Here is a 1,703-nt window from a genome sequence, read left to right as displayed (position 1 = left end):
TGTCGTGTCGAGCTGCGGCAATTATGTGAAGGGCGATGTCATCCACATCTACGATGAGAACGGCGTTGAACGGGCGCGCGGCATGACCGATTTTTCGTCAGAGCAAACCGCGATTCTCGTGCGCAACCTCGACATTCCGGTTAAGCAGCTGATCGGCTATCACTCGCGCGCAGTGCTGGTCGAACTCGAAAACCTGATTTGCCTTGATGACCGCCATATCCTGTGGGAGCCACAGGACATCGCAGCATCTGCCTGACGGTTGACGGGCTAACCGTGCTTAAGGGCGAAGGCAGCTGCCGCGCCGAACAGGCCGGGCTGGGGGTGGGTGATCAGCTTGACCGGGATCGCCGCCATCCACGCTTCAAACCGGCCCTTGGCCCTGAAGCGCTCGGCAAAGCCTGAGCGCAGCAGCATGTTGCGGATACGCAGACCAAGGCCGCCCGCGATCACCACCCCGCCCGCACCCTGCGCCAGCGCGAGATCTCCTGCCACGCTACCCAGCGACAGGCAGAAGCGATCTGCAGCAGCAACAGCAAGGCCGTCCTCGCCCGCCATTGCGCGCGTCCAGATCGTCCGGTCGTCGATTTGGGTAACCGCACGGCCTTCGAGCGAAGCCAGCGTTTCGTAAATATCGACGATCCCGGGCCCGGCGACGATTCGCTCGACCGAGACGCGACGGTGGCGCTTGCGCAGCCGCGCCAGCAACGCATCCTCGATCCTGTCGGTCGGCGCAAACTCGATGTGCCCGCCTTCGGTTGCCTGCACGCGGTAGCCGTGGGAATCACGCCACAGCTGCGCGACGCCCAGCCCGGTGCCGGGGCCGAGTACGCTGATGACGCCATCGCTGGGCAGCGCGACATCGGGGCCGCACAATGGCTCAAAATAATGCGCATCGGCCTGACCCACGGCATGCGCCACCGCCTCAAAATCATTCAGCAGCATATGGCGCTCGATCTTGAGTTGCTCGTCCAGCAGCGCCGGGCGAAAGCTCCACGGGTTGTTGGTGAAGCTCACGATATCGCCATCCGCCGTCCCGGCGATGGCAATCGCAACCTGGCGCGGCATGGCATCCTGCTCGCGCGCAAAGGCTGCCCACGCGTTCTGGAAGCTGGCAAAATCAGCGGTACGCAGCGTCGTTGCCTCGCCCAGCGCGACCACGCAGCGGCCGTCAATCGTGGCAACAGCAAAGCGGGCATGGGTGCCACCGATATCGACGGCGACGACGGTCTGGGTCATTTTGCGCTCACTCGTGACGAGAGGAAGGTCGCGTCATGCACTGCGCGCTTCGTCCGCGCCACATGCCTTACCAAGTTTTTTCGCGTCGCCCTCGCTATCTGCCCGATTTCACCGGCAATGGGTTGGCCCGCCAGCATTTTTGCGGCTATCAAGGCATATGCTTTCTATCCGTCAGGAAAAACCACCCCCCGGACTGCTGGGGCAATCGACCCTGTTTCTTGACTTCGATGGCACCTTGGTCGACATTGCTGCCACCCCGTCAACAATCGATGTGTCTGCTGACCTGCCCGATCTGCTGGAGCGCCTGTCCGACATGCTCCAGGGGCGGCTGGCGCTGGTCACCGGGCGCGCGGTCGCCGATGTGGCGGTGCATCTGCCGGGCTATCGCGGTATCATCGCGGGCAGCCATGGCGGCGAAATGCGTCTGGCCGACGGCGCCATTCAGGCTCCGCAGCGACCCGAAGCGC

At 63.6% G+C, this 1,703-nt stretch carries 2 protein-coding genes and 1 pseudogene; 2 read left to right on the top strand and 1 reads right to left on the bottom strand.

Annotated features, from left to right (window positions below):
* A pseudogene (locus tag ACEW8G_RS12790) lies at nucleotides 1–256 on the top strand (glutamate 5-kinase); the annotation flags it as partial.
* Nucleotides 257–267: 11 nt separating this feature from the next.
* On the opposite strand, the gene ACEW8G_RS12785 reads toward ACEW8G_RS12790, so the two are convergent.
* Entirely contained in the window at nucleotides 268–1,236 is a 969-nt protein-coding gene (locus ACEW8G_RS12785) for a glucokinase (RefSeq protein ID WP_373488796.1), read from the bottom strand.
* A 157-nt stretch (nucleotides 1,237–1,393) separates the two neighbouring features.
* On the opposite strand from ACEW8G_RS12785, the gene ACEW8G_RS12780 reads away from it, so the two are divergent.
* The coding region (locus ACEW8G_RS12780; RefSeq protein ID WP_373488795.1) for a trehalose-phosphatase at nucleotides 1,394–1,703 on the top strand (310 nt) is incomplete at its 3' end.

Source organism: Blastomonas sp. (assembly GCF_041747255.1).
Lineage (GTDB): Bacteria > Pseudomonadota > Alphaproteobacteria > Sphingomonadales > Sphingomonadaceae > Blastomonas.
The sequence above is the reverse complement of the archived record's forward strand: the minus strand, read 5'-3'. Positions and strand labels throughout refer to the sequence as shown.